At 68.2% G+C, this 8,469-nt stretch carries 8 protein-coding genes and 1 pseudogene; 4 read left to right on the top strand and 5 right to left on the bottom strand.

Annotation, left to right across the window (positions count from 1 at the left end):
- Positions 1-93, bottom strand: a pseudogene (locus tag ACQKLX_RS23075) (phenylalanine--tRNA ligase beta subunit-related protein); the annotation flags it as partial.
- A 69-nt stretch (positions 94-162) separates the two neighbouring features.
- On the opposite strand from ACQKLX_RS23075, the gene ACQKLX_RS23070 reads away from it, so the two are divergent.
- Complete coding sequence (locus ACQKLX_RS23070; protein WP_427363895.1) at positions 163-1,002, top strand: phosphodiesterase; 840 nt, start codon at positions 163-165, stop codon at positions 1,000-1,002.
- A complete protein-coding gene (locus ACQKLX_RS23065; protein ID WP_427363894.1) occupies positions 995-1,786 on the top strand; it encodes an inositol monophosphatase family protein in 792 nt (263 codons plus the stop codon). Before ACQKLX_RS23070 ends, ACQKLX_RS23065 begins: the two co-directional genes overlap by 8 nt.
- A 6-nt stretch (positions 1,787-1,792) precedes the next feature.
- Here ACQKLX_RS23065 and xylB read toward each other — a convergent pair whose 3' ends face one another.
- Complete coding sequence (gene xylB / locus ACQKLX_RS23060; RefSeq protein ID WP_427363893.1) at positions 1,793-3,235, bottom strand: xylulokinase; 1,443 nt, start codon at positions 3,233-3,235, stop codon at positions 1,793-1,795.
- On the bottom strand, positions 3,232-4,185 hold the full coding sequence (locus ACQKLX_RS23055; protein ID WP_427363892.1) for a sugar-binding transcriptional regulator: 954 nt from the start codon (positions 4,183-4,185) through the stop codon (positions 3,232-3,234). The genes xylB and ACQKLX_RS23055 overlap by 4 nt, the downstream gene beginning before the upstream one ends.
- A 143-nt stretch (positions 4,186-4,328) precedes the next feature.
- On the opposite strand from ACQKLX_RS23055, the gene ACQKLX_RS23050 reads away from it, so the two are divergent.
- Positions 4,329-5,369, top strand: a complete 1,041-nt coding sequence (locus tag ACQKLX_RS23050; protein WP_427363891.1) for a zinc-dependent alcohol dehydrogenase — start codon at positions 4,329-4,331, stop codon at positions 5,367-5,369.
- Between the two features lie 234 nt (positions 5,370-5,603).
- On the opposite strand, the gene ACQKLX_RS23045 is transcribed toward ACQKLX_RS23050, so the two are convergent.
- A complete protein-coding gene (locus tag ACQKLX_RS23045; RefSeq protein WP_427363890.1) occupies positions 5,604-5,837 on the bottom strand; it encodes a YjiS-like domain-containing protein in 234 nt (77 codons plus the stop codon).
- A 174-nt stretch (positions 5,838-6,011) separates the two neighbouring features.
- On the opposite strand from ACQKLX_RS23045, the gene ACQKLX_RS23040 reads away from it, so the two are divergent.
- Positions 6,012-7,355 (top strand): aminotransferase-like domain-containing protein, encoded by a 1,344-nt coding sequence (locus ACQKLX_RS23040; protein ID WP_427363889.1) that lies wholly within the window; start codon positions 6,012-6,014, stop codon positions 7,353-7,355.
- 20 nt (positions 7,356-7,375) lie between these two features.
- Here the strand turns inward: ACQKLX_RS23040 and ACQKLX_RS23035 are convergent, their stop codons facing one another.
- Entirely contained in the window at positions 7,376-8,404 is a 1,029-nt protein-coding gene (locus ACQKLX_RS23035; RefSeq protein WP_427363888.1) for a GlxA family transcriptional regulator, read from the bottom strand.
- Between the last annotated feature and the right edge of the window lie 65 nt (positions 8,405-8,469).

Raw genomic sequence — 8,469 nt, 5'->3', positions numbered from 1 at the left:
GATGGGGCGCAGGCCGATGGCGCGCAGCCTTGCCTGCAGCCATTCCGGCGACGGGCCGTTCTTGACGCCGCGCACCAGCCTGAGCGCAAAGACCTTCGAGACGCGCTCTGCGAGCGCTCCTCAGGATGAGGGCTGAGGTTCCGATCCGTCGAAGGTTTCCCGATGATCATCGCCCAGCTCAGCGATTTCCACGCCAGGCCGCATGGCCGCTCGGCCTATGGCATGGTCGATACCAATGCCGCGATTACCAGTGCGGTCGACGCCGTGCTGGCGCTCGATCCGGCGCCGGATTGCGTGCTGGTGACCGGCGATCTCGCCGATTGCGGCCTCGCCGAGGAATACGCGATCGTTCGCGCGGCCCTGCGGCGCCTGCCGATGCCGGTCTATGTCCTGCCGGGTAATCACGACCGGCGTGAAAGTTTCGCGGCGGCGTTTGGCGGCGACTACGCCTACCTGCCGAAAACCGGCTTCATGCATTACACGGTCGAGGACTTTCCGATCCGGCTGATCGGGCTCGATACGGTGATCGCCGGCGAGGATGGCGGCGAAATCTGCCCCGAGCGCGAGACCTGGCTGGCGGAGCGCCTGAGCGAAGGGCAGGGTCGTCCGACGCTGATCTTCATGCACCACCCACCTTTCGCGGTCGGCGTCGACGGCATGGACGTGATCCCCTGCCGCGTCTCCGGGAGCTTTGCCGGGCTGATCGCCGACCATCCCGAGATCGAGCGCGTGCTCTGCGGCCATTATCACCGGCCGATCCAGCGACGTTTTGCCGGCACGATCGGCTATGTCGCGCCCGGCACGGCCCATCAGGTCGCGCTCGATCTGCGGCCCGGCACGGAGAACTGGTTCATCATGGAGCCGCCGGCCTTTGCCGTGCATGCCTGGCGCCCGGAAACCGGCGTCGTCAGCCACCTCCAGCCGATCGGCGATTACGGCCCGCGCCGGCCATTCGTGCTCGACCCCGCCTATCCCGGCAAGCCGCAGGTTGCCCATGCCTGAGTCGCGCTTTCTCGCCTTGCTCGACCAGTCGGCCGCGATCGCACGGCAGGCGGCCGCGCTGCTGGTCCGCATGCAGGACGGCGATCTTTCCGTCGCCCGTAAGGACTTCCGCGACGTGGTGACGGCCGCCGATCTCGCCTCGGAACGGCTGGTCATCGACGGCTTGCGCGAGCTGACGCCCGAGGCCGCGATCCTTTCGGAAGAAGCCGGTTTCTCCGGCTCGGAGACGGCGCCGCGCTGGATCATCGATCCGCTCGACGGCACGGTGAACTATGCCGGCGGCCTGCCCTGGTTCTCGGTGACCATGGCCTATCAGGAGGAAGGCCGCACGCTGCTCGGCCTGACGCATGCGCCGCTTGCGGGGCTCGTCGCGCACTATGCCGAAGGCGGTGTCGCGACGGTCAATGACCGGCCAGCCGCTGTCTCGGCGACGGCGAGCCTCGCCGATGCCGTGGTCTCGATCTGCCTGACTTCGCATTATGCGCCAGAGGATCTGGAGCGGACCAACGCCGTCATCAGCCGGCTGTCCGGCCTGTGTCGCGGCGTGCGCGTTCTGGTCTCGGGCGGTCTGGAGATGTCGCTGGTCGCGGCCGGTCGGCTCGACGCCTTCATCGGGCTCAAGGCCGACATCGTCTCGCATGCGGCGGCGATGCCGCTGGTCCGCGCCGCCGGCGGCAGAGTGACAACCGTCGCCGGCGTGAATTCGCGCGACGAGGATCTGGAGAAGGTCGTCAGCAACGGCCTGATCCACGAGGAGCTGCTCGAGGCGATCCGCGCGGCCTGACGACACTCAACGCAAGGCGAGATGCCGCTCATAGGCGGCTCGCTTCGCCGCGAGCGCGTCGGTCATCGCCGGGTCGGGCGGGATCGATGCGCGTTCGGCTTCCGCGGCGATGAGCGGCCCGCCAATGCCGAGGCGCGCCAGCCGGGCGGCGCCGAGCGCGGGGCCGACCGCGGCTGCTTCCGCTCGCCGCAAGGGCAGGCCGATCGCACTGGCGATCAGGCGCGACCAGAGTCCGCTCCTGGCGCCGCCACCGACGAGCGAGACCTCGTCGATCGCGGCGCCGGTCGAGAGAAGCGCCCGGTGGCAATCGGCCAGTGCCAGCGCGACGCCTTCCAGCACCGCCTGGACCAGATGCAATCGTCCCATGCCCATGCGCAGTCCGGAAAAGGCGGCACTGATGCCGGCATCGTCATGCGGCGTCCGTTCGCCGGAAAGATAGGGCGTGAACACCGGTGCTTCCGCGATCGGCAAGGCGGCTGCCTCGACCTCGGCGATCAGCGTCGGGATATCGGAGGCACCGACCAATGCAGCGACCCAGGCGAGTGCGGCCCCGGCACTGAGGATGCAGCCATTCTGGGCGAAGAGCCCTTTGACGGCATGGCGATGCGTGTGCATGCCCTGGCCGCGCGCCGGCCGGAAATCCTCATTGGCGAGGAAGTAGACGCCGGAGGTGCCAAGGCTGATCGAGGCGGAGCCGCTGCGCACGATACCGGCTCCGACCCCGCCGCACATGTTGTCGCCGGCCCCGCCGACCACCGGCGTCCGGCGTGGCAGGCCCCAGCGCGCGGCGAGTTCGTCGCGGAGCGTGCCGCCGATCTCGTGCGAGGCGATGAGCGCCGGCAATTGCTCCTGCCGTACGCTGCAGGCGGCCAGCAGGTCAGCGGACCATTGCCCGGCCCTGGTATCCATCAGCAAGGTGGCGCTGGCGTCGGCCAGGTCACTTGCGGCGATGCCGGTCAGGCGCAGACGGAGATAGTCCTTGGGCAGCAGGATGCGGCACGTATGCTTCAGGATCTCCGGCTCGTGCTTGCTGAGCCAGCGCAGCTTGGGTGCCGGAAAGCCGACCATGGCCCGGCAACCGACCAGCCCAGCGAAATCGGCCGCGGCGGCCTCGACCTCGGTGCATTCCGAACCGGCGCGGGCGTCGTTCCAGAGCAGCGCCGGCCGCAGCGGCCGGTCGGATGCGTCGAGGCAGGTGACGCCGAGCATCTGCCCGGACAATCCGATCGCGCCGACCACGGCCATGTGCTCGGCTGCGCTCGCTGTGAGCGCGTCGAGCGTGGCGCATACGGCGTTCCACCAGTCGGCCGGATCCTGCTCGCACCAGAGCGGCTGCGGTCGCGACACGGTGAGCGGTGCGCTCGCCTCGGCGATGACGGCGTCGCGCTCGTCGACCAGCACCGATTTGACGCCGGAGGTGCCGAGATCGATGCCGAGGGTCAGCGTCATGACGACCCGGCGTGCAAAGCGAGCGCGGCCGCGCCGGCCTGCTCGTCGGTGATCAGCACCGAGGCGAGCCGGCCCTTCAGGGCGGCGGCGATGATGGCGGCCTTGTTGCTGCCGCCGGAAGCGAGGATCGCGGTGGGAATGCGCGTCAGCGCCTCCAGAGGCAGCGCGATGGCGCGGCGGTTGATCGGATGGTCGAGCGGCTTGCCGTCCTTGTCGATGAACTGGCCGAGCAGGTCGCCGACCGCGCCCTGGGCCGTTAATTCGGCGATGTCGAGGTCGCGCGGCAGGCCGTAGCGCACCAGCAGCGAGCGCTCGCTCATGTCGCCGGCGCTGAGGATCGAGACGTCGGTGGCATGGATGCGGGCGAAGGCCGCCTCGAACACGTCCTGCGCCAGGATGGTGTCGCGCGATTGCGGCGTGCCGGCATAGATCGGCGCCGCGAGATAATGACACTCGGCCTGCCAGAGCCGGGCGAACCGGCTGGCGATCTCGAAGGTATTGAGCTCGATGCCATAGGTCAGCCCGCCCATCATCGAGGTGACCGAGAGATCGCGGAACTGGCCGGGCCGTATATGCCGGATCGTCTCGCGCAGCGTGCTGCCCCAGCCGACACCGAAGACCCCGGAGGGGCGTTCCTCGATGATCCGCGAGACGAACTCGCCGGCGGCGCGACCGATCTGGACCGGCACCTGCGCGGAGTCGTTCGGGGTTGGCACCACCACTGCATCCTGCAGCCCGAAGGTCTCGACCAGTGTGCGCTCGAGCCGGACGCAGCTTTCGAGGCGAGAATTGATGGTGATATTGACGAGACCGCTGCTGCGCGCCTCGACCAGCAGCCGGTTGACCCGCAGCCGCGTCATCTTCAGCCGGTCGGCGATCTCCGCCTGGGTCAGCCCTTCCATGTAATACAGCCAGGCGGCTCTGACCTGGGTCTGGGCGTCTTCCGGCATCGCGCATCCTTCTGTCTGCCGAGGGTTATATCGCGCAGGCCGGCCCATACAAACGCGCTGCCGCCATGCGGTTTTCGCCTTGACCGCAACGAATGTAACCAAGAGAATACATTTGTTAAATAGCCGAGCGGAGCGCCGTTCTCATGTCCCATGCCGTCTTCCTGCATGCTGCGGGCGATGCGCGCGTTGCGCCTTTCAATTTGCGCGAGGGGGCGCCGGGAGAGACGCTGATCGACGTCGCGGCCGTCGGGCTCTGCGGCAGCGACCTTCACTACTATAAGGATGGCGGCATCGGCTCGGCCGTGATCGCGTCTCCCTTCGTTCCCGGCCACGAGTTCAGCGGCTGGCTCACCGAAGACCTGCCGGCGCTCGGCCTGGCGCGCGGCGCGCTGGTCGCGGTCGATCCGAACCAGGCCTGCGGGACCTGCGAGCATTGCCGCGCCGGGCATCCCAATCTCTGCCCGGAGGTCGTCTTCATCGGAGCCCCGCCGCATGACGGCGCGATGACCGAGCGCATCTGGGTTCCGACCTCCCAGATCGTGCCGGTACCCGAGCAGTTCACGCCGAGCGATGCGGTGATGCTGGAGCCGCTCGGCGTCGCCATCCATGCAGTCGACCTGGCGAAGCCGCGCCTGCTCGAGCGTGTCGCGCTGCTCGGCTGCGGGCCGATCGGTTTGCTGACCTTGCAGGTTCTGCGCGCCGTCGGCGTCGGCGAGATCCTCGCCTGCGATCCCCAACCGCATCGGCGGGCACTGGCGCTGAAGCTCGGCGCCAGCAAGGCCGGCGCTGGCGTCGCCGACATCACCGAATGGACGAAGGGCGAAGGGCTTCCCCTCGTGATCGAGGCGACCAATGCACCGGAAGGTTTTCGCGATGCGGTGCGTGCGGCAAGGATCGGCGGGCGCATCGTTCTGGTCGGCATTCCCGATGGCGACAGCTATGTCGTGCCAGCCGCGGAGGCGCGCCGGCGCGGGCTGACGATCAAGTTCTCGCGGCGCATGGGCCATGTCTATCCGCGCGCGATCGAACTGGTGGCGCTAGGCAAGGTCGATGTCGAGGCGGTCGTCAGCCACCGCTTCGCCCTGGCGGACGGGCCGGATGCGTTCCGCCGTCATGCCATCAACGAGGTCGGCATGGTGAAGAGCATGATCTATCCGGGTGGTCTGCCCAGCGAAACCCGTTGAGCAGGCCTTGCAAGTTCCAAGGTGAGTTATCGGCCAGGGAACCGGAATCGCGCGGCTGCCCCAGGCGAGGTGCCTGGCTCAGGAAGCCGGAGATACCGCCCAGGAGCAGCTTCGGGGCGGTCACGACCAGCAGGAAAATTCCATCGGCGCCCAGACCTGGCCGTCCGGCAGCAGCAACGGCGGCGCTTTGAGCAGGTTGTCGACGGTAAAGGACAGGCTGGTCGCGCCGGCCGCTCAAATCGTCTCGCGGCGGCGCCGCGGGATGCGGCCGTTCACGGCCGCCTCGATCTGGTTTCGCGCGAGGCCGATGTCCTGCAAAGCGTGTTCGTCGAACTCCCGCAGGTCGGCAATGGCGGCACGGCGATCGAGGTAGCGCGCGACCGCCAGCCACAGCACGCCCGGCAAGTGGAGCAATGCCTCGGAGCGCTTCGCGGCGGGGTGGGCGAGAGTCGGCAGGACTGCGGACATGTTGGGCCTCTAGTGAGTGCACCGGATCAGGCGGGGGCGACAGCGCCTCATTGCGTCGGGGAGGGGATCGCCGACCGCCCGAGCCATGACGGTTTCCAGTGCGACTGGGTTGATGCAGGCAAAATGATCCGATACATTTCTCGGATCAATTAAAACATTGTACTCGGTGCAATAATGTCGAAATCCGATTATCTGAGGCTGGCCGATATGATCGCCGCCGAGATCGCCGATGGCAGGCTCAAGCCAGGCGAGCGTCTGCCGCCGCAGCGCGACTTCGCCTATGAGCGCAAGATTGCCGTCTCGACGGCGAGCCGGGTCTATGCCGAGCTGCTGCGTCGCGGGCTCGTCGTCGGTGAAGTCGGCCGGGGCACTTTCGTCTCGGGCGAGGCCAGGCGCGGCGCCGCGGCCCCCGGCGAGCCGACCGGTACAAGGATCGATCTCGAGTTCAATTATCCAATCCTGCCCAAGCAGAGCGCCCTCATCGCGAAAAGCCTTGCCGGCCTGGAGGAGGCCGCTGCGCTGGATGTCGCCTTGCGGCAGGCGACCAGCGTCGGAACGCCGGCGATCCGGAGCATTGGCGCGGCGTTCCTGTCACAGGGCGGCTGGTCGCCTGCGCCCGAGCAACTGGTCTTCACCGGCAATGGCCGCCAGTCCGTCGCCGCGGCGCTCGCGGCCCTCGTGCCGACGGGCGGGCGCTGCGGTGTCGAGGCTCTGACCTATCCCTTCATCAAGGGGATCGCCGCAAGGCTCGGGGTGACGCTGGTGCCGCTGGCGATGGATGAGCACGGCATGCGGCCCGACGCGGTGCAGAAGGCGCATCGCGAGGCGCATCTCTCGGCCCTTTACATCCAGCCGGCGGTGCAGAATCCGCTGGGCATGACGATGCCTCTGGCGCGCCGGACCGATCTGCTCCGAGTGGCCGAGGCGCTCGGCCTGCCGATCATCGAGGACAATGTCTATGGCTTCCTCGAGGATGAACCGCCGCTGGCGGCGCTGGCGCCGGATTCATGCCTCGTCATCGACAGCCTTTCCAAGAAGGTGGCGCCGGGCCTCACCCTGGGTTTCGTCGTGGCGCCGCTGCGCCTGCGCGAGAGCGTCAAGGCCTCGGTGAGGTCGGGCGGCTGGACGGCGACGGGGTTCGCCTTCGCGGCGGCGCAGCGGATGATGAGCGACGGCACCATCGCCGAGCTCGGCAAGCTCAAGCGCCTCGATGCCCGCGCGCGCCAGACGCTCGCAGCCGAGCGCTTGTCCGGCTTCGAGATCCAGGCCAACTCGAATTGCTACCATCTCTGGCTGACGCTGCCGGCGCATTGGCGCTCGCAGAGCTTCGTCGCGGCGGCGGCGCGGCGCGACATCGCGCTGACGCCGTCGAGCACCTTCGCGGTGACGCCTGGCCATGCGCCGAACGCCGTCAGGCTGGCGCTGGCGACGCCATCGATGGAACAGCTCGATCTCGGCCTGCACACGCTGGCTGCCTTGCTGAATGCCAAGGAAGACGACTACGACTCGACGGAGTGAGCGAAGCCTGTCCCGCCGTCTCAGTCATGCTGTGCCTTCTGGCGCAGCGCGCGCGGCGTTTCGCGGAATGCCGCCTTGAAGTCACGCGAGAGATGGGCGCTGTCGGAAAAGCCCGCGCCCATGGCGATGTCGGTGAGCGAGCGCCTGCTGTTCAGGATCAGCCATTTCGCATAGTCGAGCCGGAGCTTGCGCTGGAAGGCCGCCGGGCTCTGGCCCAATGAGGCGCCGAACAGGCGCTCGAGCTGGCGCGGGCTGACGCCGACATAGCGCGCGACGGCAGCGATCGGCGGGGGATTGTCGAGCCGCTGCTCGATGAACTGCGCGGCCTGCTGCACCCGGACATCGAGATTGGGCGCCAGCTCGGCATAGAAATGCGCCTGCGGCATCTCGGCCGGGCGCATGTCCTGCAGCATCATGTGCCGCATCGCCTGCTGGGCCTTGTCGCGGCCGCAGTGGCGGGCGACGAGATAGAGGCCGAGATCGATCGCGGCGGTCGAGCCGGCGCAGGTGATCAGGTCGCCCTCGTCGATGAAGAGCCGCTCCACCCCGGCCGAGACCTTGGGAAAGCGCTCCTTGAAGGCGTCGAGCACGTTCCAGTGCACGCAGACCCGGCGCGGGCCGGCAAGGCCGGCACGGGCGATGGCGAAGGTGCCGGTACAGATGCCGAGCAGCCGCACATTGGAGGCCGCCGCGCGGCGCAGATAGTCGAGTAGGCTCTCGGGCAGGGCGTCGTTGAGATAGTCGTTGCCACCGCAGACGGCGATGTAGTCGAAGCCAGCGGGGTCGAGCAGCCCGGCGTTCGGGGTGACCGAGACGCCGCAGCTCGAACGTCTCGGCTCGCCATCAAGGCTCATCACCGTCCAGCTCGCATGGAGCTGGCGGCTGCGCCCGCCATGGTCCGCCGCCAGCCTGAGCACGTCGATCAACCCGGAGAAGGCGGCGAGCGTGAACTGGTCGAGCAAGAGGAAGCCGATCCGCAGCCGCGAGACGGGCACTGCAGCAGGCTGCGGCCGGTCGCTGGCGGATTGATGGAGCTGGGCGGTGCTCATGTCGTGATTATTCAAATTTTGGGCCGGTGCATTCTAGTGCCTTTTGCGGCCTGCGCGCCAATGTC

This window comes from Allobosea sp. NPDC003192 (assembly GCF_050275675.1).
Classification (GTDB): domain Bacteria; phylum Pseudomonadota; class Alphaproteobacteria; order Rhizobiales; family Beijerinckiaceae; genus Allobosea.
This window is presented reverse-complemented; position numbering and strand designations above follow the sequence as displayed.

Bases quoted from the DNA above. Each gene is read 5' to 3' on its own strand.
- ACQKLX_RS23070 (WP_427363895.1), top strand. From the start codon at position 163: ATGATCATCGCCCAGCTCAGCGATTTCCACGCCAGGCCGCATGGCCGC.
- ACQKLX_RS23065 (WP_427363894.1), top strand. From the start codon at position 995: ATGCCTGAGTCGCGCTTTCTCGCCTTGCTCGACCAGTCGGCCGCGATC.
- xylB (WP_427363893.1), bottom strand. From the start codon at position 3,235: ATGACGCTGACCCTCGGCATCGATCTCGGCACCTCCGGCGTCAAATCG.
- ACQKLX_RS23055 (WP_427363892.1), bottom strand. From the start codon at position 4,185: ATGCCGGAAGACGCCCAGACCCAGGTCAGAGCCGCCTGGCTGTATTAC.
- ACQKLX_RS23050 (WP_427363891.1), top strand. From the start codon at position 4,329: ATGTCCCATGCCGTCTTCCTGCATGCTGCGGGCGATGCGCGCGTTGCG.
- ACQKLX_RS23045 (WP_427363890.1), bottom strand. From the start codon at position 5,837: ATGTCCGCAGTCCTGCCGACTCTCGCCCACCCCGCCGCGAAGCGCTCC.
- ACQKLX_RS23040 (WP_427363889.1), top strand. From the start codon at position 6,012: ATGTCGAAATCCGATTATCTGAGGCTGGCCGATATGATCGCCGCCGAG.
- ACQKLX_RS23035 (WP_427363888.1), bottom strand. From the start codon at position 8,404: ATGAGCACCGCCCAGCTCCATCAATCCGCCAGCGACCGGCCGCAGCCT.